This is a genomic window from Acidovorax cavernicola, from assembly GCF_003581445.1.
The window spans coordinates 1-1,115 of sequence record NZ_QXMN01000247.1 but is presented as its reverse complement, the minus strand read 5'-3'; the positions used below and the strand labels follow the sequence as shown (position 1 = coordinate 1,115).

2 protein-coding genes are annotated in these 1,115 nt (G+C 66.0%); one reads left to right on the top strand and one right to left on the bottom strand.

Features of this window, described 5'->3' with window-relative positions:
• On the bottom strand, positions 1-204 hold a 204-nt coding region (locus tag D3H34_RS34595; protein ID WP_205736868.1), incomplete at its 3' end, for a hypothetical protein.
• 99 nt (positions 205-303) lie between these two features.
• On the opposite strand from D3H34_RS34595, the gene D3H34_RS32900 reads away from it, so the two are divergent.
• Positions 304-1,115: VOC family protein (locus D3H34_RS32900; RefSeq protein ID WP_205736867.1), on the top strand; the 812-nt coding region annotated here is incomplete at its 3' end.

The following is a 1,115-nucleotide window of genomic DNA, read 5'->3' as shown; positions in this document are numbered from 1 at the left end:
GCGATAATAGAGGCAATTTTCCGCGCCGGCAAAATATTTTTTTGCGCACCATTTCGGCCTGCGAATGACCTGTTCAAGGGCGCGAAATGTCCAGATTGGTGCGCTGCGGCGAAATACCTGGGCGTACAGGCTGGCAGGCAGCCCGCGCGCTTTTTCACATCTTCCGAGTTCATTCCGTTTTCGCAACAAGTCAGACGCAATCATCGTTTGACGCCAGGCCGCACGACTTCCAGAATGCACGCCTCGCCCGGGCTTGCACCGCAGCCGGCCCGGTGCGCCACCACCTCCCTCATTACCGCTTTCATGACCATGTCCACGCACCTGTCCAGCGACGAAATCCGTACCCGCTTTTCCAGCGCCATGTCCGAGATGTACCGGGAGGAAGTGCCGCAGTACGGCGCCTTGCTCGAACTCGTGGCCGACACCAATGCCGCCGTGCTGTCGTCGCAGCCGGCACTGCAGGCTGCGCTGCAGGCCTCGGGCGATCTGGAGCGCCTGGGCATCGAGCGCCATGGCGCGGTGCGGCTGGGAACGGCGCTGGAACTGGCGCAGGCGCGGCGCATTTTTGCCGTGATGGGCATGGAGCCGGTCGGCTATTACGACCTGTCGGTGGCGGGCGTTCCGGTGCACTCCACGGCGTTTCGCCCGGTCACGGACCAGGCCCTGGCAGCCAACCCGTTTCGCATCTTCACCTCGCTGCTGCGGCTCGAGCTGCTGGCCGACCCGGCCCTGCGCGCGCAGGCCCGGGAGATCCTGGCGCAGCGCCGCATCTTTTCCGAGCGCGCGCTGGCACTGACCGCGTTGTGCGAAGCCCAGGGTGGTCTGTCCGATGCGCTGGCCGATGAATTTGTCGCCGAAGTGCGCGAGACTTTCCGCTGGCACCAGCAGGCGACCGTGGACGCGCAAACCTACCACCAGCTGCACGCTGCCCACCGCCTGATCGCCGACGTGGTCTGCTTTCGCGGCCCGCACATCAACCACCTGACGCCGCGCACGCTGGACATCGACGCGGCGCAGCGCGAGATGCCGCTGCGCGGCATCTCCGCCAAGGATGTGGTCGAGGGCCCGCCGCCGCGGCGCCACCCCATCCTGCTGCGCCAGACCAGCTTCAAGGC